This window comes from Streptococcus mitis, assembly GCF_003943905.1.
GTDB classification, from domain to species: Bacteria; Bacillota; Bacilli; order Lactobacillales; family Streptococcaceae; genus Streptococcus; species Streptococcus mitis_BC.
In genome coordinates this window covers 127126-149930 of record NZ_RJNS01000002.1, presented here as the reverse complement: position 1 = coordinate 149930, position 22805 = coordinate 127126, and the positions used below count along the sequence as shown (strand labels likewise).

The following is a 22805-nucleotide window of genomic DNA, read 5'->3' as shown; positions in this document are numbered from 1 at the left end:
AAGTCATGCTAGATAAAAGACACATTTTTAGAAGGGTAAATTTTATTCTCTTCGTCTCTTACAGTTTGCTCAGCATTTTCAATGATTTAAACATAATCAGAATCCCCTTGCCAATTGATTTATCGGTTTGTATTGTTTTCTTTTTATGTTTCAACTCGATTTTCGATGCGAGAAATCATCATCGAAAACATAAGGATATCACCTGAAAATAGAAAAATCCGCCCCATCTATCAAGACGAGGTGGTTTTTCTGTATATTTAGATGAATAATTGAGCTCAAACATTTAAACCAAAGTGAAAAACGAGCCAGACAACATAGGTGACAAGAAGGAGAAAAATTGAATAGAGTGTCACAAAAGCAAGCTTCCAAAGGAATTTTGTTTTGCGGTGTTCTAGATACGTAAAAATAAGATTTCCACCGTATACACAGGCTACAAAAACTATAAACATCAAGAGGCGAACCCCAATCGCAAATTCAAACAAACTAAACATTCTTAATCCTCCTTGTTTTAAAAGCTATAGGGAATATTCCCATCCATAAACTTCCCTTTCTCTTTCCATTATAACACCTAAGCGCTCTCCGACCAAATCCTACCTGTCTTTTTGCTCCTTCTTACCCTCACGACTTTCTCATTTCCCGTCTTTTACTAATTTTTCATTTTGTGGTATAATTGAAATAATTGTAACGAATCAAGGTCAATCTAGACACAAAATGGAATGAAATCAAGCAAATCTCTACTAAAAGTTTGGAATAAGCTGACCTGTAAATAGAAAGGAACTATATGATTTACAAAGTTTTTTATCAAGAAACAAAAGAACGTAGCCCACGTCGTGAAACAACACGCTCACTTTACCTAGACATCGATGCCAGCTCAGAACTTGAGGGCCGTATCGCTGCTCGCCAACTTGTCGAAGAAAACCGCCCAGAGTACAACATCGAATTCATCGAACTCTTGTCTGACAAATTGCTAGATTACGAAAAAGAAACTGGCGCTTTCGAGATTACGGAGTTCTAATATGGTCTACACTCTTAAACCTGAAGAAGTCGGCGTTTTTGCCATCGGTGGTCTGGGAGAAATCGGGAAAAACACATACGGAATTGAATACCAAGACGAGATTATCATCGTCGATGCTGGGATTAAATTCCCAGAAGATGACTTGCTGGGTATCGACTACGTTATCCCTGATTACTCTTACATCGTGGACAATATCGACCGCGTCAAGGCTGTTTTGATTACACACGGACATGAGGACCACATCGGTGGGATTCCTTTCCTGCTCAAGCAAGCAAATGTCCCTATCTACGCTGGGCCACTTGCCTTGGCTTTGATCCGTGGAAAGCTCGAAGAACACGGCCTCTTGCGCAACGCCAAACTTTACGAAATCAACCACAACACTGAGTTGACCTTTAAAAATCTCAAGGCAACTTTCTTTAGAACCACTCACTCCATTCCAGAGCCTTTAGGGATTGTCATTCATACCCCTCAAGGGAAAATCGTCTGTACGGGTGACTTTAAGTTTGACTTTACTCCAGTTGGGGAACCTGCGGACTTGCACCGGATGGCAGCTCTTGGTGAAGAAGGCGTTCTCTGTCTCCTCTCTGACTCGACAAATGCGGAAGTACCGACCTTTACCAACTCTGAAAAAGTCGTTGGTCAGTCCATCATGAAGATCATCCAAGGCATCGAAGGACGCATCATCTTTGCATCCTTTGCCTCAAATATCTTCCGTCTCCAGCAAGCAACGGATGCTGCAGTTAAGACTGGACGCAAGATTGCTGTCTTTGGACGTTCGATGGAAAAGGCCATTGTCAACGGTATCGAGCTTGGCTACATCAAAGCTCCTAAGGGAACCTTTATCGAGCCAAATGAAATCAAAGACTATCCTGCAGGTGAGGTTCTGATCCTCTGTACAGGTAGTCAAGGCGAGCCGATGGCAGCCCTCTCTCGTATCGCTAACGGAACCCACCGTCAGGTGCAACTCCAACCCGGCGATACTGTTATCTTCTCTTCAAGTCCTATCCCTGGAAACACCACTAGCGTCAACAAGCTGATTAACATTATCTCAGAAGCTGGTGTCGAAGTCATCCACGGTAAGATTAACAATATCCACACCTCTGGACATGGTGGTCAGCAAGAGCAAAAACTCATGCTCCGCTTGATCAAGCCCAAATACTTCATGCCTGTCCACGGTGAATACCGCATGCAGAAAGTCCACGCTGGACTCGCAGTGGATACTGGTGTTGAGAAGGACAATATCTTTATCATGAGCAATGGCGATGTGCTTGCTCTTACTGCTAATTCTGCTCGTATCGCAGGTCACTTCAATGCCCAAGACATCTATGTCGATGGAAATCGTATCGGTGAAATCGGCGCAGCTGTCCTCAAAGATCGTCGTGATCTATCTGAAGACGGTGTCGTTCTAGCAGTCGCAACTGTTGACTTCAAGTCTAAAATGATCTTGTCTGGGCCTGATATCCTCAGCCGAGGCTTTGTCTACATGCGAGAGTCTGGAGACTTGATTCGCCAAAGCCAGCGCATCCTCTTCAATGCTATTCGTATCGCACTGAAGAACAAGGACGCTAGCGTGCAATCTGTCAATGGTGCCATCGTCAACGCTATTCGCCCCTTCCTCTATGAAAATACAGAACGTGAACCGATTATCATCCCGATGATCCTCACACCAGATGAAGAAGAATAAACCAACAAAACAGCCCCGTCTTCGGAGCTGTTTTTCTCTATGCTTTCTTTTGAGATTAAAACTCAATAAAAATCGAAATCAGACTAGAAGGCTAGGCGAAAGCATAACTTAAGTTAGGTGAGCCGAAGCCGACGACGTATCATTTTGATTTTTGAAGAGTTTTAGAAATACTACGGTTTTTACCTTCAAGATACACCATCAAAATAGAAATATCTGCTGGGTTTACTCCTGAAATACGGCTAGCTTGGCCGATGGTTTCTGGATTGATGAGTTTGAACTTCTGGCGAGCTTCTGTCGCAATCGAGTCAATATCATCCCAGTCGATGTTAGCTGGAATGCGTTTTTCTTCCATGCGTTTCATCTTGGCAACCTGGTCCATAGCTTTGGAAATATAGCCTTCGTACTTGATTTCTGTTTCAATCAATTCGATAATCTTGTCATCCAAGTTCTCAGCAGCTGGTCCGATGAAGGCTACCACATCCTGGTAAGAAACTTCTGGTCGACGGAGAAATTCTTTGGCTGTCACTGCATCTGTCAACGGCTTGAAGCCCATCTCCTCAACCTTGGCATTGGTTTCCTTGACTGGCTTGAGTTTGATACTATCTAGGCGTTTCATCTCATTGTCAAATTGATTTTTCTTGATTTCAAAACGAGCCCAGCGTTCATCATCAACGAGGCCAATCTCGCGCCCCATCTCTGTCAAACGCATATCGGCATTGTCATGACGGAGGATGAGACGGTATTCAGCACGACTGGTCAAGAGACGGTAAGGTTCAATGGTGCCCTTGGTCACCAAGTCGTCAATCATCACCCCGATGTAACCATCGCTTCGTTTCAAAATCAACTCTGGCTTGCCTTGGATTTTCAGAGCTGCATTGATACCTGCGATAATCCCTTGCCCAGCAGCTTCTTCGTAACCTGACGTTCCATTTGTCTGACCAGCAGTAAAGAGGCCTGAGATTTTCTTGGTTTCCAGAGTCGCACGCAACTGGTGAGGCAAGACCATATCGTACTCAATGGCATAACCTGTTCGCATCATCTCTGCATTTTCCAACCCTTTGATGGAATGAACCAAGTCACGTTGGACATCCTCAGGCAGACTGGTTGATAGGCCTTGAACATAAACTTCCTCTGTATTGCGCCCTTCTGGCTCAAGGAAAAGTTGGTGGCGTTCCTTGTCCGCAAAGCGCACAATCTTGTCTTCAATTGACGGACAGTAGCGAGGTCCCACTCCCTTGACCACACCTGTAAACATAGGCGCACGGTGGAGGTTGTTTTGGATAATCTCATGACTGGTACCGTTGGTATAGGTCAACCAACACGGCACCTGATCTTTGACATAGTCCTCATCCCGTGAAGTGTAGGAGAAGTGATTAGGCGCTTCGTCTCCTGGCTGAATCTCTGTCACATCGTAGTTGATAGAGGAAGCCTTGACGCGTGGAGGGGTTCCTGTCTTGAAACGACCGATTTCGAGGCCCAGTTCCTTGAGGTTGTCAGCGAGGTTAATCGAAGCTAGGCTGTGGTTAGGACCTGACGAATACTTGAGATCTCCGATGATAATTTCCCCACGGAGGGCAGTTCCTGTCGTCACGATAACAGCCTTAGCAGCATATTCTTGATGGGTCGCTGTACGCACACCGACAACCTTACCATCTTCCACCAAAATCTCATCAATCATGGTTTGACGAAGGGCCAGATTCTCTTGATTTTCAACTGTCTTGCGCATTTCCTTAGAGTAAAGTTCCTTATCAGCCTGCGCACGAAGGGCACGGACAGCTGGCCCCTTCCCTGTGTTGAGCATCTTCATCTGGATGTAAGTCTTGTCAATGGTTTTGGCCATCTCGCCACCGAGGGCATCGACTTCACGCACGACAATCCCCTTGGCAGAACCACCGATAGAAGGGTTACAAGGCATGAAAGCCAGCATTTCGATGTTGATGGTCGCAAGCAAGACCTTACAGCCCATACGGCTGGCAGCCAAGGAAGCCTCGACTCCAGCATGTCCCGCACCGATTACAATAATATCGTATTCTTCCGTAAAATTATAAGTCATTTTCTCTCCTATTCCACTCACTTTTTCTACAAATATCAATCAGTTTCCATAAAAACTTAATATTACATTCTCTTTGAGTTTTTGTTTTTGTGAAATCTATTTTCAACATACCCCACAAAAAACTTATTGATAGCTTATGTTCCTCATTTACATAACTATTGTAATAAGAAAACACACCAAATAATATTCGTATATTACAATCTAAGTTTCTATTTTCAGAATCTAAAATTTCCACTTCATCCTCTTCATTTTTTTCAATATCTTCTAAACTATCATCATTTATTTTAAGTTCTAACAAACATCCTGTTAAAAAGGATAAAACTCTCTGTTTCTTCTCAACTTCCTTAAATTGAGGAAAATAAATACTTTTGGTAAAAAAATGAATTCCTACTACTGTTATAAAAACAATTGCTATAGCTATAACTATAAAGGAAGGATCATATTGATTGCTATCAGGAACTTTCCCAAAACTTAAAAACACTGCTAAAATAGGTGTTAGTGTCATAATTGACAATATTTTATCAAATGTATATTTACTTCTTTCTATTTCTAATTCAATACTCTTTGATAGTTCGTCAATTGTCTTCTGTAATAAGCTTCCCTCTACCTCTATCCTGTACTCTTCATGAAACTTCTGTTTAAAACATCTATATTTTTGCAATTGTACTTTCATATGATTGATCTTCTGTTGTTCTTTATTAAAAAGAGAAATGCAGTAGATAGTCACACATACTGATACAAACATAAGAGCTGCTGAAATCTTAATACCCAAAATATTTTTAAATAGAATTGTTGCTACAAAAATCAGATAAAAAACAAGTGCTGCGCTTGCAAAAAAAATTAACATTTTTCCTTTTTTTGTATAGCTAGACTTCTGCAATTTCAAAAATTTTAACACAAATTTATACAATTCGTAACTTAAGTTATTGATATACATTTAATTTCCCCCATGAAATCACACAAAAACAGTCAAAACTCGTAAGGAGTGCAGGACAAAAAAGCCTGCAACATCCATGAGCTTTGACCATCACTTCTATTGCTTTTATTATTGTAGCAAATTGAGAAAATTTGTCAATCTAAATGTACTGACAAACTTGTCCATCTCGATAAGCATTGTCAATCAATCCACCACCTAGACACTCATCACCGTCGTAAAAGACAACTGCCTGTCCTGGTGTGATAGCGCGCTGTGGCTCTGCAAAGATGACCTCTGCCTTATCTCCTTTGACATGTACTGTCACCTTAGAATCAGGCTGACGATAGCGGAATTTAGCCGTACATTCTAGCGTAAATTCCTCTGGCATCTCACGAGTAAAGTGGACTTGACTGGCCTCTAAGCTGGTTGACATGAGCGAATCATGATAAAAACCTTGGCCGACATAGAGGATGTTCTTGCTTAGGTCTTTTCCGACAACGAACCAAGGAGCATTGTCACCACCGTGTTGCCCACCGATACCGAGACCACCACGCTGACCAATCGTATAGTACATGAGGCCGGCATGCTCGCCCATATCGCGACCATCCACAGTCATCATGCGACCTGGCTGGGCTGGCAGGTAGTTGCTGAGGAAGTTTTTAAAGTTCTTTTCTCCGATAAAGCAAATCCCTGTCGAGTCTTTCTTCTTAGCAGTCGCAAGGCCTGCTTCTTCTGCGAGTCTGCGAACTTCAGGCTTTTCCAAATGCCCCAATGGGAACATGGTTTTTTGGAGTTGTTCTTGCGAAAGTTGGCTGAGGAAATAGGTCTGATCCTTGCCATTGTCCACGCCACGAAGCATGTGAACTGTCCCGTCCTCATCACGCGCCACTCGAGCATAATGCCCAGTCGCTACATAGTCTGCACCCAAGGTCATAGCATAGTCCAAAAAGGCCTTGAACTTGATTTCCTTATTGCACATAACATCTGGATTTGGCGTGCGTCCTGCACGGTATTCCGCTAGGAAATACTCAAAAACGCGGTCCCAGTACTCTTTTTCAAAATTGACAGAGTAGTAGGGAATGCCGATCTGGTCTGCCACTGCAGCCACATCCTTGTAATCTTCGGTCGCCGTACAGACGCCGTTTTCATCTGTGTCGTCCCAGTTCTTCATGAAGATACCGATCACATCGTAGCCCTGCTCCTTGAGCAAGAGAGCCGTCACCGACGAATCAACACCACCACTCATCCCCACGACAACACGTGTTTTAGAGTTATCACTCATGGTAAATCTCCCATCTATTCGTTTATTCACGATTGAAGGTCGTGTGTGCTTCACGATTGAAGGTCGTTTGAGCAGTATTCATTATAACATGCTTGGTTGGAGAAGACAAGAAAGAGGCTGATAAATCATCTCAGCCTCTCTTTCATACTTTGCAAACGAATCAATTTCCCCCTTTAAGTTCTTTTTTCGCTTGTTCTATCTGGTATTTCACTTGCTCAAAGCCGGTTCCTCCTAAGGAATTTCGTCTCTGAACAGCGGTTTCTGGACGCAAGTAGATATAAATATCCTCTTCAATCAAGGGATGGTAGACTTGCAACTCCTCCAAATCCCAATCTTGGATATTTTTACCATGCTTGATAGAGTCTAGAACCAATTTCCCTACTATTTCATGCGCTTCTCTAAAGGGGAGGCCTTTTTCTGCCAAATAATCTGCCAGCTCGGTCGCATTCGAAAAATCATTCTCTGTAGATTGCTGCATTTTGGCCTTATTAACCTGCATGCTCGATAGCATACCTGCCAACACATCCAGAGAATTTAAAATCGTTTCTACTGTATCAAACATGCCTTCCTTGTCCTCTTGTAAATCCTTATTGTAAGCCAGAGGCAAAGATTTCATGACGGTCAATAGTCCAAGTAAGTGCCCGTAAACCCGTCCTGTCTTCCCTCGAATCAATTCGGCCATATCAGGATTTTTCTTCTGGGGCATGATAGACGAACCTGTTGAAAAGCTATCAGACAAGCTAATGTACTGATACTCAAAACTGCACCAATTGATGATTTCTTCACAAAAACGACTCATATGCATCATCAAAATGCTGGCATTTGATAGAAATTCTAAGATAAAATCACGGTCACTCACGGCATCCAATGAATTGGTATAGGGTTGTTGGAAACCCAATAAATCACTCGATAATTGACGATCGATTGGAAAAGTTGTCCCCGCCAAGGCAGCCGCACCCAGGGGAGATAGGTCCGTATGTTTCAAGTTAAATGCAAAGCGTTCGCTATCCCTCTGAAACATATTGTAATAAGCCATGAGATGATGGGCAAAACTAATCGGTTGGGCGTGTTGTAAATGGGTATAGCCTGGCATGATGGTTTCCACATGTTTTTCAGCCAAACCCAGCAAAACACTGTTCAGATTCGCCAACTTATCCAAGACATGCCCAAGTTGCTCCTTTAGATATAAGTGCATATCCGTTGCGACTTGGTCATTCCGAGAACGAGCCGTGTGCAATTTCCCAGCCAGAGGACCGATTTTCTCTGTCAGCAACACTTCCATATTCATATGAATATCTTCATTTGCAATATCAAAATGAAGCTCTCCTGCCTCTAAATCTCGCAACAAAGCTTTCAGACCATCTTGGATCTGCTCTGCCTCTTCCAAGCTTAAAATACCAGTCTGTACTAGCATTTGAACATGAGCTAGGGAACCCATCAAATCAAATTTTGCCAGCTGGTGGTCAAAGGAAATACTCGCACCGAACTGTTCTACCCAATCTTCCACAGTGCCTTCAAATCGACCACCCCATAATTTTGTATTTTTCGGCATATCCTGTCGTCCCTTTCTATCGCGTCACTACTCAACATTTTTCTGAACTTCTGAATAAACCTTAGTCGGAAGCCCCCAAAGCTTGATAAATCCAACAGCCGCATCTTGGTCAAAGGTATCCGCACTAGTATAAGTCGCCAAATTTTCATCGTAAAGAGAATTTGGAGATTTCCGAGCTACTACCCGGGCGTTCCCCTTATAGAGTTTAACTTTTGCAGTTCCATTGACAACTTTCTGTGTCTCCTTGATATAGGCAATCAAAGCCTGAGTTGCTGGGTTAAACCACAAGGCATTATAGATGAGATTGGACAACTCATTTTCGATAATGGGTTTGAAATGAGCCACTTCTCTCACAAGAGTCAAGTCTTCAATCTCCTTATGGGCTGCCAATAAAGTCACAGCACCTGGGCACTCATAAATCTCTCTTGACTTAATACCGACTAGGCGATTTTCCACATGGTCAATCCGTCCGACACCGTGTTTGCCCGCAATTTCATTTAGCTTTTGAATCAAATCCGCCACTTTCATCTTCTCCCCATTGAGGGAGATGGGCACCCCGCAGCTAAACTCAATGTCAATAAATTCTGGACTGTCTGGTGCCTCTTCTGGAGAAGATGTGATTCCAAATGCTTCTTCTGGCGCTTGGTTCCAAGGGTTTTCCAAGACACCACATTCATTTGCACGTCCCCAAAGATTTTGATCGACAGAGTAAGGATTGTCAAGGTCAGCAGGAACTGGAACGCCGTTTTCTTTGGCATATTGGATTTCTTCTTCACGAGACCATTTCCACTCACGAACAGGCGCAACTACCTTTAAATTGGGATCCAAAGCCGCAATAGAGACTTCAAACCGAACTTGGTCGTTTCCCTTACCTGTACAACCATGGGCAATTGTGGTTGCCCCCGTCTGATGAGCTATTTCAACGAGTTTTTTTGAAATAAGAGGGCGACTCAGAGCGGATACCAAGGGATACTTTTGTTCATAGTAGGCATGAGCCTGAAGGGCCACTAATACATAGTCATTTGCAAATTCGTCCTTAACATCAATGACATAAGACTCAACAGCCCCAACCTTGAGAGCTTTATCGTGTATGAACTCCAAATTTTTTCCTTCACCCACATCCATACAAACAGCAATCACATCGTAGTCTTTTTTTAACCATGTAATCGCAACTGATGTATCCAATCCACCTGAATAGGCTAAAATAACTTTTTCCTTACTCATTTCTCATCCTTCTTTCTATTTTTCGATAGAGGCTTTAAAAGCATCGTCAATCAATTTGTCCAACTCCCCAGAATCCTTCAACTTCTGGATGGTTTTGTCAACCGCTTCTTTTAATTCCTTACTGTCTTTTTTCATCGCAACAGCGTAGGAATCTTCTTTGTCATTGTCAACATCAAACTCAGCGATGGCTAGGTCTGGATTATTCTCTACATATCCTTTCGCCACTGGCTCCTCAAAGATAACCGCGTCCAGTTGCCCAGATTTCAAATCTGTTATCAAATTTCCATTTTTAGGAAGTGAAACGAGAGAAGAATTCTGCAAGGATTCTTTGACCAAAGTCTCCTGTATCGAACCTTTCTGCGCTCCAACCTTTTTCTGGGCCAAATCCTTGACCGATTGGTAATTCGTTAATTCAGATTTTCTTACGATCACCTTATTTTTCGAAGTGTAGTAGGGAATTGAAAAATCGTAAACTCGACTTCTCTCCTCCGTTTTAGAAACGCCTGATATGGCAAGATCGGCTTTACCTGAATCAAGACTAGCCAGTACATTGTCAAAACTCATTGGAGAGAACTCCACTTCCACACCTAGTTCCTTTGCGATGGCTTTGGCTAGCTCAACATCTGAACCTACAATCTGATTTTTCCCATCGACTAATTTCTGGTATTCAAATGGAGCAAACTCTGGATTTAGGGCCACCACCAATTTTCCTTTAGCTTTAATGGCTTCAACACCTTGGGACTGACTGTTACTACAAGCAAACAGTAAGGGGAACATAAGCAAACCAAACATCGTCATCAGCACCTTCTTTACTTTATTCATAGAAAACCTCCTCTTATTTTTATACTTTTAAATTGTATAAATAATACACTTCTCGCCCTCGTTTGTCAAGAGAAAACTGTATTTTATCTCATTTTATTCAAGAAAAAAGCTTATTATTTGAGTTTTAAAACAATTCAAAACATTGCATTGAATTCATACAAAAAGAGTATTCCTGAAAAGATATTTACACTTTTTGTTCTAGCAAAACAAAAAAGAGTCCTAAAGGACTCTCAGAACGTAAACAAACCCTATCAGAGTTGCAAAATTGCTCTTTTGAAGGTTGGCTATTATATAGTAGAAACTCTTAGGAATGCTGATATAATGCTATTTTTAAGAGTTTTCTACTTTCTCTAGTAAAAGAAAAAGATTGAAGAAAATTGTCCAAAATGGACTTTTTCTTCAATCTGGACACTTTTCAAATCCAAACTATTCTTTATAGAAAAACTTCCTATAAAATCGAGCAATAGTTAAAATACAAACAAATATAATTCCCAAAATAGATAATACTATGTTCACAAAACTCATTTCAGAACCTATAACATAGATATGAAAAAGAGGGGCTAGTCCTACACATAGAGACAATAGATAACTAATAAATCTTATCTCACCAATTCCTGCAAAAAAATATTTCATGTAACGATTCTCCATTTGCTCCATTAAATCAGTTTTATTTTAGAGTAGCATAAAATAAGCAATCCTTCAATAAAAACCATTGGCGAAATACTATTCTAAAGCATTGATAGCTCAGATTTCTCAGAATAGAGCTGTCCAAACTATCGAACAGCTCAAATACATATATATCCATGCAATTCTAAACTTAGAATTGCTATAAAATAAATGTTTTATGAGTATTCTAGGTCTTTGACTGCTTAAAATTTTACGTTCTGAAGGATTCTAAAGCTAGAATAGCTCAAAAATCACGAGAACTAAGGTATTTGAAGCTTAAGAGTCATACGTTCTCCATAGGATTTCTCCATTCTTATTAAGCCTAATTAAAATGTATTCCTAATAAGTGATCGTCGACTGTGTTTATAGCACTTAGTTCCCTAGATAAGACTATTTCCCTTTATCATATCTGATTTTAAGCTATTCTAAGACTTAACCTATGTTTCTATTAATTACTATTTTTAAATAATTCGTATTCCTTTTCTTTGATAAATGGAACTGAAAAATTAGAGAAAAGAAGTAAAACTGAAAACAAATAGCCTGCTTTTTGAATCACTAAAAGATATCCTAAAAACAAGTAAACTATAACATCCAATGCGAAAAGAAAAAATATTCTCCTCTTCATTAAAGTACTTGTGTCAAATAATCTGATGAATAAAAATTTTATCGTAGTATCTACACAAATTTTTATCAAAAAGATAAGAGTCAGTACATGATTATCAACTGTACCATGAAGAATAAATGGAAATATGGTTAATATGAAACTAGAAATCTCTAAGTATTTTATCCGAGGAGATTGAGACACCTTGCTTTTGAACTGACTAATTTTTTTATATTCGTTAGTCAATTTAGTATCAAAATCTTTACCAATTAAATGAAAGATTGCTAACTCTAGGATAAAAACACTTATTAATACGATATAAGTGAAAAAACTTTCTGGGAAAAATTTATTGATTAAAATTGGGAAACTCATTAACAGAACCGAATTTATGGCTAGACAGATAGATACTATTTTATTTTTCACAGAATATAGAGGCAGTGATACTATTGAGTAGATAAAAGCTAAAAAAATAAGCAAAAAATACTCCGTGTCATTTATAATCCCCTTGAATGATAAAAATATATACATCCAACATACGATAATGTGTATTTTACGAATTTTATCTACACTACTCATCCTTTTTCCTCTTATCTTTGGTTCCATTTTTAAACTATGTCAACCTTTTTCACAGATTTATTTTAGATTTCTTTTTTACTTTTTATACTACTATGATACAATATTTTTAATCAATTTCAATTTATTGTTAACTTTTTTCACAAATAAGGAGGAAATCATGCGCTACGATTTTGGAAAGGTCTATAAAGAAATACGTGAGTCAAAAGGACTGACTCAGGAGGAGGTCTGTGGGGGTATTCTCTCAAGAACCAGCCTATCAAAAATAGAAAGTGGTAAGACAACTCCTAAATATGAGAATATGGAATTTCTTCTCTGGCAAGTCAATATGACCTTTGAAGAGTTTGACTATATCTGCCAACTTTATCAACCAAGTCAACGCACAGAAATTATGCAAACCTATCTCAATATGAGCTCAATCCTAGGGACTAGTGAACTCGAAAAACTATTTCAAAAATGTCAAGACTACCTCAAGATCCACCACGATCTCCCTATCAAAGAGATACGAGATATGCTAGAAATTGTTATCTATATCCGCCAAAATGGGACTAAAAAGCTGTCAACCGAAGTTAACAATACTGTAAAGAAGCTGTGGAAGAAAATAGAAAAGCAGGACACTTGGTACGAGAATGACTTAAAAATCCTCAATACCATTCTCTTTACCTTTCCTATAGAACATATCCATCTTATCACTGGAAAAATCTTGCAACGCCTGGAAATCTATAAAAACTATCAACATTTATATGACTTGCGAATGGCAATCCTACTCAACCTCTCCACCATTTACTTATACAATCAAGATAAAAACATGTGCCAACAAATCTGCTACACTTTACTGGAGGATGCCAAGAACAAGAAAAACTACGATAGGCTTGCTATCTGCTATGTCCGTATTGGGATTTGTACGGATGATTCTAAACTTATCCAAAAAGGTTTCTCCCTTCTGAAGCTAACCGATGAGACCTCCATGCTATCTCATCTCAAAAAAGAAGTAGAGACCTATCATCAACCGAAGGAAATATAAAAAAGTCGAGGAAATTCCTCGACTTTTACTTCTTATTCTGTTTCTGTTAGTTAGTTCTTAATACCAACCGTTGTTAAGCCAGAAGTTCTTGGCAGCTGCCCATGAACCGTAACGTCCTGCAACGTAGGCATCTGCTACACGTTCTTGGTTTTCAGCTGAGTAGTCACCGTTCAAGTATGAATCTGTCAATTGGTAACGTCCGATGTAACGTCCGTTTGTAGCTGTGTAGCTACCACCTGATTCTTTTTGAGCGATCCATTCTTTGGCTTCTGCTTCAGAACCACTTACAGTTGAAGCTGTGTAGCTTTCTTCTTCATAAGAAGTGCTTGTTGTAGCAGCTGGCGCTTCGTAAGTTGTTGTTTCAGTTATTTCTTCGTAAGTCGTAGCCTCTTCGATTGTTTCTCCTGTTGCAGCTGGTGCTTCATAAGTTGTCGCAGCTGGAGCTGTCCCCTCGATGACCAAAACTTGGTCCACAAAGATCAGATGAATATCCTCTATCTTATTTTTTTCTGCCAATTTTTCAACAGTAGTATTGTACTTCTCAGCGATCTCTGAAAGAGTGTCACCTGGTTTCACTGTATAAGTGACTGTTTCATCCGCAAAAGCAAGTGATGGTGCAAGGAAAGCAAGAAAAGTTGCTGCTCCTGCAAGAGTTAATTTAATTTGTTTAGTTGTTAATGTCATTTCTAAAAATTCTCCTTTTTACTATGCTTCTATCATACCGTTTGAATATTACCGTTTCTTGACGGTTTCGTGTAGAAATATTACAAAAATATTTTATATTTACTGAAACATTGATATTTTTGTCATAAAAGACAAGATTTTATACTATTTTTATCCATTTTTTCAGTTTTATAAGGGAAATAAGCACAGAACTTCATTCTTTGATATAATAGAAACAAGAATCTTTGTAAGGGGAAACAGATGCACTCACTTCGTTTTCAATCTGTCTTTGATATTATCGGCCCTGTCATGATTGGTCCATCCAGTAGCCATACTGCTGGTGCTGTTCGTATCGGAAAAATCGTCTCTTCCATCTTTGGGGATAGACCGACAGAGGTGGAATTCCAACTATTTAATTCATTTGCCAAAACCTACCGTGGTCATGGAACGGACCTTGCTCTCGTCGCTGGTATTTTAGGCATGGATACAGATGATCCTGACATTCCAAATAGTCTCGAGATTGCCCATAAACGTGGTATCAAGATTGTCTGGACCATTCAGAAAGACAGCAACGCTCCTCACCCTAACACCACTAAAATTACTGTGAAGAATGAACACAAGTCCATCAGTGTGACAGGTATTTCTATCGGTGGGGGAAATATCCAGGTCACGGAACTCAATGGCTTTGCCGTTTCTCTCAACATGAATACCCCGACCATCATCATTGTGCACCAAGATATTCCGGGGATGATTGCCCATGTTACAGAAGCCCTCTCTCGTTTCGATATCAACATCGCTCAGATGAATGTGACTCGGGAAAAAGCTGGAGAAAAAGCCATCATGATTATCGAAGTCGATAGTCGAAGTTGCGAAGAGGCGATTGAAGAAATCCGAAAAATCCCTCATCTCCACAATGTCAATTTCTTTAAGTAGGAGGAAACATGTTTTATTCTATCAAAGAATTGGTCGAGCAGGCGGATCTAGATTTCCAAGGAAATGTCGCAGAGCTCATGATTGCGACAGAATATGAACTGACCGGCCGATGCCGAGATGAAGTTCTCCTCCTCATGGAACGCAATCTAGAAGTCATGAAAGCCTCTGTCGAGCTTGGCCTTAGTGAAAACAAATCCCGCAGTGGCCTAACGGGTGGAGATGCGGCTAAGCTAGATCGCCATCTCAAAAGTGGCAAGGCCTTGTCAGACTTTACCATCCTATCAGCAGCCCGAAATGCCATCGCGGTCAACGAACACAACGCTAAAATGGGCTTGGTCTGCGCTACTCCAACCGCAGGAAGTGCTGGCTGTCTGCCAGCCGTTCTCACTGCTGCTATCCAAAAATTAGACCTTACCCACGAAGAACAGCTGGATTTCCTCTTTACTGCTGGTGCCTTTGGACTAGTCATCGCAAACAATGCTTCTATCTCAGGTGCTGAAGGTGGCTGCCAGGCCGAGGTTGGCTCTGCCTCTGCTATGAGTGCCGCAGCCTTGACCTTGGCTGCAGGTGGAACGCCCTATCAGGCTAGCCAAGCCATTGCCTTTGTCATTAAAAATATGCTAGGCCTCATCTGCGACCCCGTCGCTGGTTTGGTCGAAGTTCCTTGTGTCAAACGAAATGCCATGGGAGCTAGCTTTGCCTTTATAGCGGCAGATATGGCCTTGGCAGGTATCGAATCTAAGATCCCTGTCGATGAAGTTATCGATGCCATGTACCAAGTCGGATCCAGCCTTCCAACTGCCTTCCGAGAAACGGCTGAAGGTGGACTCGCAGCCACCCCAACTGGTCGTCGCCTACAAAAAGAAATCTTCGGAGAATAACCTTATCTAATAGGAGAAACTATGTCATCAATCTCAGCCATCTTTTTCGATCTAGACGGAACTCTGGTTGACAGTTCCATCGGGATCCACAATTCCTTTACTCATACCTTTGAACAACTGGGAGTTCCGACTCCTGATGCTAAAACCATTCGTGGTTTCATGGGTCCACCGCTTGAAACTAGTTTTGCAACGTGTCTTCCCAAGGAGCAAATCTCGGAGGCTGTGCAGATATACCGTTCTTGCTACAAGAAAAAAGGAATCCACGAAGCCCAACTCTTCCCCCGAATGACGGAATTGCTTCAAGAACTCTCGCAAAACTATCCTCTCTATATCACCACTACAAAGAATACCCCTACTGCTCATGATATGACTAAAAATCTGGGAATCCATCATTTCTTTGATGGCATTTACGGTTCTAGTCCTGAAACGCCACACAAGGCGGATGTTATCCGTTATGCTTTGCAAACGCACCAACTCCCTGCAGACCAAGTCCTCATCATCGGAGACACCAAGTTTGATATGATCGGAGCCCAAGAAACTGGCATTAAAAAGTTCGCTGTTACTTGGGGATTTGGAGAAGAGGCTGATTTACTCAGCTATCAACCCGACTGGATTGCTCATACCATTGATGATATCATCAGTCAGCTATAACAAGCTAATAGCTTCAAACTACAGAGTAAAAAGACCAAGGTTCTGTCTATACAAAACCTTGGTCTTTGATTTATGATTAATTGTATGAGTCACTCTTACTCAATATGAGTTGTTTCATTTGCAAAGGAAATGATCGCTTCTTTAAGCTCATCTCCACTGAGTGAACGGAACTCCTCAATTTTCTGATTGATGGCTTCTAGTGGCATGACATTTACCTTACCAACGAAAATCTTGTCCATGACTTGGTTATCAACCAATTCGGTCGAAACCAAGAGTTCCTCATAGAGTTTTTCACCTGGTCGGATACCGACTTCAACGATTGGAATTTCACTTTCTGTGTGCCCGCTTAGAAGCACCATTTTCTTGGCTAAGTCATATATCTTGACTGGTTTGCCCATATCGAGGATAAAGACTTCTCCGTCCTTGGCATAAGCGCCAGCATGGATTACTAGACGGCTAGCCTCTGGAATAGTCATGAAGTAACGTGTCATACGGAAGTCTGTCACTGTTACAGGACCACCTTCAGCAATCTGGCGTTCAAAGACAGGAATCACGCTACCACGACTACCGAGAACATTCCCAAAACGAACTGCGCAGTAGGTTGATTTGCTACGTTGGTTAAAGCCAGTGACAATCAACTCTGCCACGCGCTTGGTTGCACCCATAACATTCGGTGGATTGACCGCCTTGTCAGTCGAAATCATAACCATCTTAGGTACTTTGGCTGCATCAACAGCCTTGGCAACATTATAGGTTCCTAGGATATTGTTCTTGAAGGCTTCTTTTGGATTGCGTTCCATCATCGGAACGTGTTTGTGAGCGGCAGCATGGTAGACAATGGCTGGTTTGTACTGTTCAAACACTTGTAGAAGACGGTCATAGTCCTGAATATCTGCAATAACAGGAACATAATCAATCCCTTGGAATGTACGGATCAATTCATGATAAACGAGGTAGATGGAATTTTCGCCATGCCCCAGCAAAATCACGCGTTCAGGATTAAAGCGGCTGACCTGACGACAAATCTCCGAACCAATCGAACCGCCGGCTCCTGTCACCAAGATGGTCTTGCCTGTAAGCTCTGCACCAAGACGGGATTCGTCGAGACGAATTTCCTGACGACCCAAAAGGTCTGTGATGTCAATCTTCTGGAAACCACTACCTGGTTGATGAAGCCCTTGAACAACTGTCTCAACCTTGGGCATCTTGTAACATTTGATACCGAGTTTATTACACATCTGTAGGATACGTTCGTACTCTGACGGATCAAGCGAAGGGATGGCTACGATGACACGCTCGATTTGGTGACGTTTGGCCAATTCAGGCAGATTATCATAGGAGCCCAAAACTGGGATTCCACCTAGTTTTTGCCCTTTTTTCTTTTCATCGTTGTCCAAAATCCCCACTAACTCGAGGTCACTAGTTGGGTGTTGGTAGCTATTCATAAAGAGGGCACCACCATCACCAGCGCCAATCAAGAAGGTACGACGGTGCTCGCCATCCCCACTACCCTGCTTGCGTTTGGAATAAATCAACTGCCAAGTAATACGAGGAAGCAAGATGAGGAAGGTACTCAACAAGATAAAGAGCACGATGAACCGGATAGAAAATAGAGGAAGAAAGGCGTAGCAAAGTCCGTAAGAGACAATGCTGCTGACGGTTACGCCAAAAAAGATTTTTAAGAAATCTGTGATTTTACTATAGCGACTAATACTCGCATTGAGCCCCCAAAATCCAATCATGATTTGATAGAAGAGGAAAGCCAAACCAGTATAGATAACATAGTCCACAGGCGCAGGATTTATAAGGCCATAAAACAAGATATAAGATACGATGATGGAAACCACCATACTAATAATATCAAATACACCCCAGAACACCTGTTTTTGCTGTTTATTTAAAATTTCAACCAGATCAATCACATAATCTGTTAGTTTTTTATTCATAGGAATTTACTCTTTCTTAAAAGAATGCAAATAAATATACTGTCATTATAACATCTTTTGGCTATTTTATCTTTTACAAGCCTATTTATTTTTTCTTAGTAATTTTACAAAAATAAACTGACGTACAAAACCTGGACAAAGTGCGACGACCGCCTGAATGGCAATGCTTTTCGCATATTCCCTGTAGGAAATTTGCCCTCTTTCAAGCATGCGCTGACGAGCTTGACGATAGAGTTTAAGGTAACGCAAGCCACCTCGACGCTCAAACATCCCTGCACCGACACGAACCTTACACAGGATTTGATCCAGGTTCCCAGTCTTGGCACCTGCAGCAATCATATTGAGCCAAAGGAGGTCATCCTCCATGTAAAGGCCATCTTCATAGTTGCCCGCCTTGAGGACCATGTCCTTCTTGAACATCACTGTCATGTGGTTAAAGGCACTTCTCATCCTTTGGTAAGCCACAATGTCTGCGTGCTGAGTTGGGACACGACGGTAAGAAACAATCTCGTCAGGATTGTCAATAAATTCTGCAATATGTCCACCTAAGAGATCCAGATTTTCCCGTTCCATTAGTTGGACTTGCTTTTCAAAACGGTCAGCTACCGCTATATCATCTGTATCCATGCGAGCGATGATATCGTACTGACACTGTAAAACACCGTATCGAAGAGCCAAACCTAAACCTTGATTTTCTTCTAAGGGGCAACGCTTAACTGGAATCTCTGACTGCGCTTCCACTTCATCTAGCACCTGATAGAGTTCGGGCGTGAGCGGCCCGTCCTCTACGAGAACAAGCTCACTCGGTTTTAAGGTCTGGTTTTGAATACTCTTGATAGCATCTCTTAAAAACGTCGGATTTTCCTTTATATAGACCGACATCAAGACGCTGATTTTTTGCTTTTCAGACACAGTTTTTCTCCAATTTATAGATTTCCTTCCACTATTTTATCACAAAATTTCCTAGTTTCCTATTTTTATCTCAAATCAAGAAAAATTCTGGTAAAGAAATCTGTCCTCTTTCACTCTATTTTCAGTTAAATCGTTCCAGCTTTCTTAGCAGTCCTCTCCTTGACATTGTAAGAAAAAAACCTTAAAATAAGCTGTTATTAAAATCAGCTTTTCGAGGTTTTTATGAAAAAACAATCACTCTTTTTTGTTCTTGGAATTGTCTTAATCGGGACCGTTTTACGCTCTCCTTTTACTGCTCTACCAACTATTTTAGGAGATATTGCTCAGGGACTAGGAGTTGAGGTTAGTTCTCTTGGAATTTTAACCAGTCTCCCTCTCTTGATGTTTGCTTTTTTCTCTGCTTTTGCAAGTCGCTTGGCGCAAAAGATTGGACTAGAACACCTCTTCACTTACTGTCTCCTCCTCTTAACTGTTGGCTCTGTCATTCGGATTTTCAATCTTCCCCTTCTCTATCTAGGAACTCTGATCATCGGAGCGAGCATCGCCATTTTCAATGTACTCCTCCCAAGTATGATCCAGGCAAATCAGCCTCAAAAGATTAGTTTCCTAACAACTCTCTATGTCACTGCCATGGGGGTTTCAACGGCCATCGCTTCTTATCTTTCGGTTCCTATCACCCAAGCTAGTTCTTNGAAGGGCCTCATCCTCGTTCTCAGCTTTCTCTGTCTGGTCACTCTGCTAGTCTGGTTGCCAAATCATCGCCACAACCACTATTTGGAAAGGCAGCAAGAAAAGAAATCAAAAGAAAATATTCTAAAAAGTAAATCTGTCTGGGCTATCATTATCTTTGGCGGACTTCAGTCCTTGCTCTTTTATACAAGTATGACCTGGTTGCCAACTATGGCTGTTAGTGCTGGTATTTCTAATAGTGATGCGGCTCTCCTCGCTTCTATTTTCTCACTGATCAGCATTCCTTTTTCAATGACTGTTCCAAGTCTGACCACTCGTCTGTCAGATGGTCATCGTCGAATCATGCTGGCAATTATCTCTATCGCTGGTATGATGGGAATTGCCATGCTCTTGTATCCAGCCAATAATTTCCTCTACTGGTTAGTCGTCCATCTCTTGATTGGAACGGCCTGCAGTGCCCTCTTCCCCTACCTCATGGTTTGCTTTTCTCTTAAAACCAGTTCTCCTGAAAAGACAGCTCAGCTATCAGGACTAGCCCAAACAGGGGGCTACATCTTAGCTGCTTTTGGACCTGCCTTTTTTGGTTACAGTTTTGATCTTTTCCAATCTTGGATTCCAGCTGTCCTTGCCCTTCTAGCCATCGATATCATCATGACCGTCTCACTCTTTATGGTGGATCGCGCGGATAAGATCCTCTAAACTTCTAGTTTTTACTAGGAGTTTTTTATATGTAAAATTTTTACACATATTTCTTGACAGGGCTTTCAACTTGAGATACAATATATTTGAAAAGAGTATATATAAAATTTTTATATAATATAAAGGAGGTTTCCCATGTACTTCCCAACATCCTCTGCCTTGATCGAGTTTCTCATCTTGGCTGTACTGGAGCAGGGGGATTCTTATGGTTATGAGATTAGCCAAACCATTAAGCTCATCGCCAATATCAAAGAATCTACGCTCTATCCCATTCTCAAAAAATTGGAAGCCAGTGGCTTTCTGACCACCTACTCTAGAGAGTTTCAGGGGCGTATGCGCAAATACTACTCCTTGACCAATCGGGGCGTAGAGCAGCTCGTTACTCTAAAGGAAGAGTGGACGCTCTATACCGACACCGTCAACGGCATCATAGAAGGGAGTATCCGCCATGACAAGAACTGACTATCTGACTCAGTTAGAAACCTATCTCCATAAACTACCTGAAGCTGACCGCATCGAAGCCATGGACTACTTTAAGGAACTATTTGACGATGCAGGTCCAGAGGGCGAAGAAGAACTCATTGCTAGTCTGGGAACACCAAAAGAAGCAGCTCATGATGTCCTCTCTAACCTCCTCGATAAAAAAGTTAATGAAGCCCCTGCTCAAAAGAATGACCGTCAACTGCTACACATTGCCCTACTTGCCTTACTAGCAGCCCCTATCGGAATTCCGGTCGGGATCGGCATTCTCATGGCAATCATCGGTATTTTTATCGCGGCTGTCTCCGTCATTCTAGCCTTTTTCACCGTTTCGGTGACGGGTATCCTGCTGGGTGGACTCTTTATCATAGAGAGCTTTAGCGTCCTGGTCGAAGCCAAATCTGCCTTTATCTTGATTTTTGGGGCCGGTTTGCTTTCTATCGGTGCTTCTTCTCTTGTTCTACTGGGTATCTCCTATGTAGCTCGTTTCTTTGGCCTCCTAATCGTCCGCTTGGTACAATGGATTCTTAAAAAAGGAAAGAGAGGTGACAGACATGCGTAAATTGACGAAAGGATTTCTCATCTTTGGTGTGGTTGCTACTATTCTTGGTTTTATCATGATAGTTATCGGCGCCCAGTCCAATGGTATTCAAAGTTTGCTTGCCATGTCAAAAGACCCCGTCTATGACAATCGTATCGAAGAAGTGACCTTTGGAAACGAAGTGGAAAAACTTGATTTAACCCTTGAAGAACATAGCCTAACCATCACAGAGTCTCTAGATGACAAGATCCATATCACCTATCATCCTTCAGTGTCTGGTCGTCACGATCTGACTACTGGCATGAGTGACAAAACACTGACCGTCACTGACAAACAAACCTCCCAACATCGTTTTCTCGGCTCAGGAATCGAAGGCCTTCTTCGTATTGCCAGCAGTTATTCTCACCGTTTTGACGAAGTCGTTCTCTCCCTACCGAAAGGAAGAACTCTGAAAGCTATCAATGTCTCAGCCAATCGTGGACAGACCACTATTCGTCAAGCCAATCTTGAAAATGCGACAATCAAAACAAAAGGCTACCTCTTAAGACTAACTGAAAGTTCTATCAAGAACAGCACACTAACGACACCTCATATCATCAATATCTTTGATACCGAATTGACAGATAGCCAGGTCAAGACGGAAGGGGAACACATCTATGCTGAGAATATCAAGGTCCACGGCAAGGTTGAGCTAGAAGCCCATTCCACTCTAAAACTCATTCTCTCCCAGAAAGAGACTGACCGTATCAATCTAGATCTTTCTTCTCAGCATGGTGGTATCTATCGTCAACCCAAAGAAGAACATCGTGGACAAAAAGAGAATGAACTTGCCAACCCATACAGGACAGACAAAGCAGATGTCAAGGACCTGCTCATTGCAAAAGCCAACCAGGATATCTACCTACCTAAAGAAGAGCACTCTTCTCCATCTAGAAACCATTGACAAAAACGCTTTCATCTGCTAGTCTAAAGATAGAAAACGACCATAAAAAAGGAG

Annotated in this window: 22 protein-coding genes; 10 read left to right on the top strand and 12 right to left on the bottom strand. The window is 41.5% G+C overall.

Features of this window, described 5'->3' with window-relative positions; all coding sequences use genetic code 11:
- Window positions 1-275: 275 nt before the first annotated feature.
- On the bottom strand, window positions 276-491 hold the full coding sequence (locus D8854_RS04350; RefSeq protein ID WP_000492020.1) for a hypothetical protein: 216 nt from the start codon (window positions 489-491) through the stop codon (window positions 276-278).
- Window positions 492-781: 290 nt separating this feature from the next.
- Between D8854_RS04350 and D8854_RS04345 the strand changes: the two genes are divergently transcribed.
- Window positions 782-1015, top strand: a complete 234-nt coding sequence (locus tag D8854_RS04345; protein WP_000639585.1) for a DNA-dependent RNA polymerase subunit epsilon — start codon at window positions 782-784, stop codon at window positions 1013-1015.
- Window position 1016: 1 nt separating this feature from the next.
- Window positions 1017-2699 carry a ribonuclease J1 gene (gene rnjA / locus D8854_RS04340; protein WP_042903034.1) on the top strand — a complete coding sequence of 561 codons (1683 nt, stop codon included), beginning with the start codon at window positions 1017-1019 and terminating at the stop codon, window positions 2697-2699.
- 139 nt (window positions 2700-2838) lie between these two features.
- On the opposite strand, the gene mnmG is transcribed toward rnjA, so the two are convergent.
- From mnmG to D8854_RS04300, 8 genes are all read right to left on the bottom strand, one after another.
- Window positions 2839-4752 carry a tRNA uridine-5-carboxymethylaminomethyl(34) synthesis enzyme MnmG gene (gene mnmG / locus D8854_RS04335; protein ID WP_125449876.1) on the bottom strand — a complete coding sequence of 638 codons (1914 nt, stop codon included), beginning with the start codon at window positions 4750-4752 and terminating at the stop codon, window positions 2839-2841.
- Window positions 4742-5689: a hypothetical protein gene (locus D8854_RS04330; RefSeq protein WP_125449874.1), complete on the bottom strand. Its 948-nt coding sequence runs from the start codon at window positions 5687-5689 to the stop codon at window positions 4742-4744. Before D8854_RS04330 ends, mnmG begins: the two co-directional genes overlap by 11 nt.
- A gap of 139 nt (window positions 5690-5828) precedes the next feature.
- Window positions 5829-6950: a tRNA 2-thiouridine(34) synthase MnmA gene (gene mnmA / locus D8854_RS04325; RefSeq protein ID WP_020899981.1), complete on the bottom strand. Its 1122-nt coding sequence runs from the start codon at window positions 6948-6950 to the stop codon at window positions 5829-5831.
- Window positions 6951-7110: 160 nt separating this feature from the next.
- Window positions 7111-8502 (bottom strand): argininosuccinate lyase, encoded by a 1392-nt coding sequence (gene argH / locus D8854_RS04320; RefSeq protein ID WP_125449872.1) that lies wholly within the window; start codon window positions 8500-8502, stop codon window positions 7111-7113.
- A gap of 27 nt (window positions 8503-8529) precedes the next feature.
- On the bottom strand, window positions 8530-9726 hold the full coding sequence (locus D8854_RS04315; RefSeq protein ID WP_125449870.1) for an argininosuccinate synthase: 1197 nt from the start codon (window positions 9724-9726) through the stop codon (window positions 8530-8532).
- Between the two features lie 15 nt (window positions 9727-9741).
- Entirely contained in the window at window positions 9742-10548 is an 807-nt protein-coding gene (locus D8854_RS04310; protein ID WP_125449868.1) for an ABC transporter substrate-binding protein, read from the bottom strand.
- A gap of 426 nt (window positions 10549-10974) precedes the next feature.
- On the bottom strand, window positions 10975-11181 hold the full coding sequence (locus tag D8854_RS09915; RefSeq protein WP_084925431.1) for a hypothetical protein: 207 nt from the start codon (window positions 11179-11181) through the stop codon (window positions 10975-10977).
- A 481-nt stretch (window positions 11182-11662) separates the two neighbouring features.
- On the bottom strand, window positions 11663-12391 hold the full coding sequence (locus tag D8854_RS04300) for a hypothetical protein (RefSeq protein ID WP_084925429.1): 729 nt from the start codon (window positions 12389-12391) through the stop codon (window positions 11663-11665).
- A gap of 157 nt (window positions 12392-12548) precedes the next feature.
- Between D8854_RS04300 and D8854_RS04295 the strand changes: the two genes are divergently transcribed.
- Entirely contained in the window at window positions 12549-13412 is an 864-nt protein-coding gene (locus tag D8854_RS04295; protein ID WP_125449866.1) for a helix-turn-helix domain-containing protein, read from the top strand.
- A 57-nt stretch (window positions 13413-13469) separates the two neighbouring features.
- Here D8854_RS04295 and D8854_RS04290 read toward each other — a convergent pair whose 3' ends face one another.
- Window positions 13470-14096: a LysM peptidoglycan-binding domain-containing protein gene (locus D8854_RS04290; RefSeq protein ID WP_125449864.1), complete on the bottom strand. Its 627-nt coding sequence runs from the start codon at window positions 14094-14096 to the stop codon at window positions 13470-13472.
- Window positions 14097-14336: 240 nt separating this feature from the next.
- Here D8854_RS04290 and sdaAB point away from each other — a divergent pair, with 240 nt between their 5' ends.
- Genes sdaAB through D8854_RS04275 form a run of 3 tightly spaced genes read left to right on the top strand, consistent with a single transcriptional unit; the run spans window position 14337 to window position 16540 of the window.
- Window positions 14337-15008: an L-serine ammonia-lyase, iron-sulfur-dependent subunit beta gene (sdaAB, locus tag D8854_RS04285; protein ID WP_000555875.1), complete on the top strand. Its 672-nt coding sequence runs from the start codon at window positions 14337-14339 to the stop codon at window positions 15006-15008.
- Between the two features lie 8 nt (window positions 15009-15016).
- Window positions 15017-15889, top strand: a complete 873-nt coding sequence (gene sdaAA / locus D8854_RS04280) for an L-serine ammonia-lyase, iron-sulfur-dependent, subunit alpha (RefSeq protein WP_000500026.1) — start codon at window positions 15017-15019, stop codon at window positions 15887-15889.
- A 21-nt stretch (window positions 15890-15910) separates the two neighbouring features.
- Window positions 15911-16540 carry an HAD-IA family hydrolase gene (locus D8854_RS04275; RefSeq protein ID WP_125449862.1) on the top strand — a complete coding sequence of 210 codons (630 nt, stop codon included), beginning with the start codon at window positions 15911-15913 and terminating at the stop codon, window positions 16538-16540.
- 95 nt (window positions 16541-16635) lie between these two features.
- On the opposite strand, the gene D8854_RS04270 is transcribed toward D8854_RS04275, so the two are convergent.
- Together D8854_RS04270 and D8854_RS04265 are read right to left on the bottom strand one after the other, a co-directional pair.
- Window positions 16636-18486, bottom strand: a complete 1851-nt coding sequence (locus tag D8854_RS04270) for a nucleoside-diphosphate sugar epimerase/dehydratase (RefSeq protein WP_125449860.1) — start codon at window positions 18484-18486, stop codon at window positions 16636-16638.
- Between the two features lie 81 nt (window positions 18487-18567).
- Window positions 18568-19398, bottom strand: coding sequence for a glycosyltransferase (locus D8854_RS04265; protein ID WP_125449858.1), 831 nt, complete (start codon window positions 19396-19398; stop codon window positions 18568-18570).
- A gap of 222 nt (window positions 19399-19620) precedes the next feature.
- Between D8854_RS04265 and D8854_RS04260 the strand changes: the two genes are divergently transcribed.
- The 4 genes from D8854_RS04260 (at window position 19621) to D8854_RS04245 (ending at window position 22751) form a co-directional block, all read left to right on the top strand.
- Entirely contained in the window at window positions 19621-20787 is a 1167-nt protein-coding gene (locus tag D8854_RS04260) for a CynX/NimT family MFS transporter (RefSeq protein WP_125449857.1), read from the top strand.
- A 135-nt stretch (window positions 20788-20922) separates the two neighbouring features.
- A complete protein-coding gene (locus D8854_RS04255; RefSeq protein WP_000273860.1) occupies window positions 20923-21249 on the top strand; it encodes a PadR family transcriptional regulator in 327 nt (108 codons plus the stop codon).
- Window positions 21236-21829 (top strand): DUF1700 domain-containing protein, encoded by a 594-nt coding sequence (locus D8854_RS04250; protein WP_084948260.1) that lies wholly within the window; start codon window positions 21236-21238, stop codon window positions 21827-21829. The genes D8854_RS04255 and D8854_RS04250 overlap by 14 nt, the downstream gene beginning before the upstream one ends.
- Entirely contained in the window at window positions 21822-22751 is a 930-nt protein-coding gene (locus tag D8854_RS04245; RefSeq protein WP_125449855.1) for a DUF4097 family beta strand repeat-containing protein, read from the top strand. Before D8854_RS04250 ends, D8854_RS04245 begins: the two co-directional genes overlap by 8 nt.
- Window positions 22752-22805 lie beyond the last annotated feature (54 nt).

Excerpts from the sequence above, each read along its gene's own strand:
- D8854_RS04350 (WP_000492020.1), bottom strand. The coding sequence starts at position 491 with ATGTTTAGTTTGTTTGAATTTGCGATTGGGGTTCGCCTCTTGATGTTT.
- D8854_RS04345 (WP_000639585.1), top strand. The coding sequence starts at position 782 with ATGATTTACAAAGTTTTTTATCAAGAAACAAAAGAACGTAGCCCACGT.
- rnjA (WP_042903034.1), top strand. The coding sequence starts at position 1,017 with ATGGTCTACACTCTTAAACCTGAAGAAGTCGGCGTTTTTGCCATCGGT.
- mnmG (WP_125449876.1), bottom strand. The coding sequence starts at position 4,752 with ATGACTTATAATTTTACGGAAGAATACGATATTATTGTAATCGGTGCG.
- D8854_RS04330 (WP_125449874.1), bottom strand. The coding sequence starts at position 5,689 with ATGTATATCAATAACTTAAGTTACGAATTGTATAAATTTGTGTTAAAA.
- mnmA (WP_020899981.1), bottom strand. The coding sequence starts at position 6,950 with ATGAGTGATAACTCTAAAACACGTGTTGTCGTGGGGATGAGTGGTGGT.
- argH (WP_125449872.1), bottom strand. The coding sequence starts at position 8,502 with ATGCCGAAAAATACAAAATTATGGGGTGGTCGATTTGAAGGCACTGTG.
- D8854_RS04315 (WP_125449870.1), bottom strand. The coding sequence starts at position 9,726 with ATGAGTAAGGAAAAAGTTATTTTAGCCTATTCAGGTGGATTGGATACA.
- D8854_RS04310 (WP_125449868.1), bottom strand. The coding sequence starts at position 10,548 with ATGAATAAAGTAAAGAAGGTGCTGATGACGATGTTTGGTTTGCTTATG.
- D8854_RS09915 (WP_084925431.1), bottom strand. The coding sequence starts at position 11,181 with ATGAAATATTTTTTTGCAGGAATTGGTGAGATAAGATTTATTAGTTAT.
- D8854_RS04300 (WP_084925429.1), bottom strand. The coding sequence starts at position 12,391 with ATGAGTAGTGTAGATAAAATTCGTAAAATACACATTATCGTATGTTGG.
- D8854_RS04295 (WP_125449866.1), top strand. The coding sequence starts at position 12,549 with ATGCGCTACGATTTTGGAAAGGTCTATAAAGAAATACGTGAGTCAAAA.
- D8854_RS04290 (WP_125449864.1), bottom strand. The coding sequence starts at position 14,096 with ATGACATTAACAACTAAACAAATTAAATTAACTCTTGCAGGAGCAGCA.
- sdaAB (WP_000555875.1), top strand. The coding sequence starts at position 14,337 with ATGCACTCACTTCGTTTTCAATCTGTCTTTGATATTATCGGCCCTGTC.
- sdaAA (WP_000500026.1), top strand. The coding sequence starts at position 15,017 with ATGTTTTATTCTATCAAAGAATTGGTCGAGCAGGCGGATCTAGATTTC.
- D8854_RS04275 (WP_125449862.1), top strand. The coding sequence starts at position 15,911 with ATGTCATCAATCTCAGCCATCTTTTTCGATCTAGACGGAACTCTGGTT.
- D8854_RS04270 (WP_125449860.1), bottom strand. The coding sequence starts at position 18,486 with ATGAATAAAAAACTAACAGATTATGTGATTGATCTGGTTGAAATTTTA.
- D8854_RS04255 (WP_000273860.1), top strand. The coding sequence starts at position 20,923 with ATGTACTTCCCAACATCCTCTGCCTTGATCGAGTTTCTCATCTTGGCT.
- D8854_RS04250 (WP_084948260.1), top strand. The coding sequence starts at position 21,236 with ATGACAAGAACTGACTATCTGACTCAGTTAGAAACCTATCTCCATAAA.
- D8854_RS04245 (WP_125449855.1), top strand. The coding sequence starts at position 21,822 with ATGCGTAAATTGACGAAAGGATTTCTCATCTTTGGTGTGGTTGCTACT.